This is a genomic window from Mycobacterium sp. UM_Kg1 (genome assembly GCF_000972925.1).
Taxonomy (GTDB): domain Bacteria; phylum Actinomycetota; class Actinomycetes; order Mycobacteriales; family Mycobacteriaceae; genus Mycobacterium; species Mycobacterium hiberniae.
On sequence record NZ_JRMK01000224.1, the window covers coordinates 1 to 4,235 of the forward strand.

Below are 4,235 nucleotides of genomic sequence, written 5' to 3' on the forward strand. Positions count from 1 at the left end.
CAGATGTGTATAAGAGACAGTTACCACCCTGGCCACCGTTTCCACCGGTGCCACCGGCCACGGCGAGGACACCGTCGCCGCCGTTACCGCCGCTGCCGCCGGTGCCACCCGCACCGCCGACACCACCGGCACCGGAGGTCGTACCACCCTGGCCGCCGTTACCACCGGCTCCACCGACACCACCGTTGCCGCCGAGCGTGCCGTTGCCGTCGATGTCGGTGATACCCAGGACACCGCTGCCGCCGTGGCCACCCGCACCGCCGGCACCACCGGTACCGATCGTGCCTGCGGCGCCACCGTTACCACCGAGGCCACCGGCCTGGCCGTTCACGCCGTCGGCCAGCAGCGCACCGTGACCACCGGCGCCGCCGTTACCGCCGTTGCCGCCGCCACCGTCGGCACCGAGCGCACCGTCGGCACGGTAGGTGACGCCGTCACCGCTCAGGCCTCCCTTGCCGGCCGCACCGCCGACACCGCGGTTACCACCGGTGCCACCGTGGCCACCGTTTCCGGCCGCGTCGCCTGCGCCGCCGCCGGCACCCGCGCCACCGTGACCGCCGTTGCCCGCCTGACCGGACGCACCGCCGTTACCGCCGATGCCGCCGCTGCCGTCGAGGCCCGCAGTGCCGTTGGTCGCCGAGCCGCCCTTACCGCCGTTACCACCTGAGCCACCGGCACCGCCGTCGCCGCCGTTACCGCCGTTGGTTCCGTCGCCGCCGTTGCCGCCGCTGCCCGCGACCGCATCGGCTCCCGCGAGTCCCTCGATGCCCGCGCCGCCGGCGCCACCGTTTCCGCCGGCGCCTCCGACACCACCGAGACCGCCGTTGCCGGAGATCGTGCCGCCCTTACCGCCGTTACCGGCGTTACCGCCGGCCGCCCCGTTGCCGCCCGTTCCGCCGTGGGCCGTCGCGACCGAGCCGACTGCACCGGACGCACCGGCACCACCGTTGCCGCCCGCACCACCGGTTCCGATGATTCCGGCGTTGCCGCCGTGGCCGCCGTGGCCACCGGTCTGCGCAGTGCCGTCGCCGAGGAGCACGCCGGTGCCGCCCTTGCCACCAGCACCGCCGTTGCCGCCCGTGGCTGCGGTGCCGGCGCTACCGGCCGCGGCCTGCGCGGTGTGCGCGGCGTTCCAACCGCCGACACCCGCCGTGCCGGCCGTGCCACGGTCGCCACCGTTACCGCCGTTACCGCCGTTGCCCGCGGCGGCGCCCAGGCCACCACCGGCGCCATCGGCACCACGCCCGCCGTTACCCGCGTTACCGGCGTTACCGGCGTTTCCGCCCACGCCGCCGGCGCCCTGGACGCCCACCGCGCCGTTGGCCGCGGTGCCACCGGCGCCACCGTTACCGCCGGCGCCGCCGTTACCACCGATGCCGCCGTTGCCGCCGTCGGTGCCGTCGCCGCCAGAGGCTCCGCTGCCGATGGTCACCACCGCAGCGTCGACGCCGGCCGCGCCATGGCCGGCGTTACCACCGGCACCACCGGCGCCACCGATTCCACCGGCACCGCCGTTACCCGAAGCCGTGCCGCCCTGGCCACCGACACCACCGGTTCCACCGGCGCCGCCGTGCGTGCCGTTGGTGCCGTGGCCGTCGTTACCGGTGACACCGGCCGTGCCCGCCGCGCCGGCACCACCGGCGCCACCCGCACCACCGTTACCGGAGGTGGCCGCGTTGCCGCCCAGGCCACCGGTTCCACCGCCCTGGCCGATGTTGGTCAGGCCGATGACGCCGAGCCCGGCACCACCGTTACCGCCTGCGCCACCGTCGCTGCCGAGGCCCGCTACGCCGTTGTGTCCAGCGGCACCGTTGCCCTCGGAGCCGACACCGCCCAGGCCCGCGACACCCGCGGCGGCGCCATCGGCACCGTTACCGCCGTTACCGCCGTTGCCCGCGTTGGTGGCGCCGCCGCCACCGAGGCCGGTTCCACCGACACCACCGGCACCACCGGCACCACCGTCACCGGCGTTACCACCAACGCCACCGACACCGGCGCTTGCCTCGCCGCCTTGTCCGCCGCTGCCGCCGGCGCCACCGGCGGCGGCGTTGCCGCCGTGGCCGCCGCTGCCGTCCGCGACGGTTGCGTCTGCGCCGGCACCGCCGGCACCACCCTTACCACCGGCGCCACCGTTACCACCGGCGCCACCATTGCCGGAGGTGGTGCCACCGAGGCCACCCGTACCACCGTTACCGCCGACACCGCCGACGTAGCCGTTCGTGCCGTGGCCGTCTCCTGCGGTAATGCCGTCGACGGTTGCGCCGATACCACCGGCACCACCGGCACCACCGTTGCCGACCGCGGCTGCGTTGCCGCCGGTACCACCGTTGCCGCCGGCCTGGCCGACGGTGCCGAAGAGGCCAATACCGTGGCCACCCTGGCCGCCGACGCCGCCGTCGCTGGCGACACCGTCTTCGCGGGCGGAGCCATTGGCACCGTTGGTCGTACCGGTGCCACCAAGACCTGCCTTACCGGCAGCGCCACCGAGCGCACCGTCACCGCCGGTACCGCCGTTACCGGCCCGGACGGCACCGCCGCCACCGAGCCCCGCGCCACCGGCCCCGGCGACACCACCGTTGCCGCCGACTCCGGCGTTGCCGCCGTCGCCCCCGGCGCCGCTGGTGGCCGTACCACCTTGACCGCCGCTACCGCCGACACCACCGGCCCCGGCATTGCCGCCGTTGCCACCGTCGCCATCGGCCACCGTGGCGTCGGCGCCGGCACCACCGGCACCGCCCTGGCCACCGATACCGCCGAAGCCGCCCGCGCCGCCGTTGCCCGAAGTGCTACCACCGGCACCACCGGCACCACCGTCACCACCGGCACCGCCCACCGCACCGTCGGTGCCGTGGCCGTCGATCCCGGTGACGCCGTCGACCGTCGCGCCGGTACCACCGGTACCGCCCGCGCCACCGTTGCCGACAGCGCCGGCGTTACCGCCATTGCCGCCCACGCCGCCGCCCTGGCCGATGTTCGTCGCGGTGATCAAGCCGAATCCGTCGCCACCGCGACCACCGTCGGCACCGTCGCTGTTGGTGCCGGACGTGCCGGCCTCACCCGCGGCGCCACCGGTCACACCGATGCCGCCGACGCCGGCCTTGCCCGCTGCGCCACCGACGGCGCCGTCGCCGCCGTTACCACCGGCACCGGCGTTGGCTCCGCCGCCCCCGCCACTGCCCTGGCCACCGACTGCTGCCGTTCCGGCGTTACCACCGGAACCCGCTGCGCCACCGGCTCCACCGGTCGCGGTGGGGGAGATACCACCTGTACCGCCGCTACCGCCCGCGCCACCGGCGCCAGCGTGACCGCCGTTGCCGCCCGCGCCGTCCAGGAGGTAACCGTCGTCTGCGGCGCCACCGTTACCGCCGTGACCACCGGCACCTCCGGCACCACCGTCGCCACCGTTACCGGAGTTGGCGCCACCGGCACCACCGACGCCACCGTTACCGCCGGCACCGCCGGCACCGCCTGCGGTGCCGTCGATGACGACGGTGGTTCCGTCTGCACCCGAGGCTCCGCTACCACCGGCGCCACCGGCCCCACCATCGCCGTCGTTTCCGGCGGCGCCACCGGCGCCACCGTTGCCGCCGCTCTGGGCAACGATGCCGCCGAGCAGCTCGCCGTCGCCGCCCTTACCACCTACGCCGCCGTTGCCGCCGCTGCCGGCCGCGCCGGCCTCACCAGCGCCAGCTTTGGCGGTGCTGTCCGCGTTCCAACCACCGGCACCACCGGCGCCTGCCGAGCCGCGGTTGCCGCCCTGGCCACCGGCACCACCGGACCCGGCGACGGCGTTGAGACCGCCACCCGCGCCGGCGCCACCGTTACCACCGTTTCCGGCGTCACCGGCCGCACCACCGAGACCGCCCGCGCCACCGTCGCCCTGGACACCGGCGTTACCCGCGGCTGCCGTACCACCGGCACCACCCTGGCCACCGACACCACCGACTCCACCGTTGCCGCCGTGGCCGCCGTCGACACCGTCGGTGCCGCTGCCGCCGCTGCCGGCCGCCGCGTCAATGCCGTTGTCACCGTCGAAGCCCCGGCCACCGGCGCCACCGGTGCCACCGACACCGCCGACACCACCGTTACCACCGTTGCCCGAGAGGGCACCGCCGGCGCCACCGGCGCCACCGACACCACCAGCCGCACCGGTGCCACCGGTGGTGCCATTGCCGAAGGCGTCCGTGGTGCCGGCGGTGCCCTCTCGGGCAACGGTGGTAACGGTGGTGTCGGCG

General features: G+C 75.7%; 1 protein-coding gene. It reads right to left on the minus strand.

Annotated elements, in window-relative coordinates; all coding sequences use genetic code 11:
• Positions 1 to 4,018, minus strand: a 4,018-nt coding sequence (locus tag LI92_RS24665; protein WP_502691484.1) for a PE family protein, incomplete at its 3' end; no start/stop codon positions are given.
• Positions 4,019 to 4,235: the final 217 nt, after the last annotated feature.